Below are 274 nucleotides of genomic sequence, written 5' to 3' on the forward strand. Positions count from 1 at the left end.
ATCGACATCCTCCCCTTCCTCCTCAGAGGGCCAGGGCTTAAATAAGCTTCTGGTGCCCGGAGCACTGGGCGGTCTCGCCGGGCTGCTGGTTGCCAACAAATCATCGCGCAAACTGCTCGCCAAATATGGCACTGGCGCGCTGCTCGTCGGCGGCGGGGCGGTTGCCGGTACGGTGCTGTGGAACAAATACAAAGACCGTATTCGCGAAACCCATCAGGATGAGCCGAAGTTTGGCCAGCAGCAGTCGCCGCTGGACGTGCGCACCGAGCGTCTG

1 pseudogene is annotated in these 274 nt (G+C 61.7%); it reads left to right on the plus strand.

Features of this window, described 5'->3' with window-relative positions:
* Positions 1-274 (plus strand): annotated as a pseudogene (locus tag ACZ3HG_RS23685) (tellurite resistance TerB family protein); the annotation flags it as partial.

The sequence above is a fragment of the Erwinia sp. PME.40.26/001 genome, assembly GCF_055556675.1.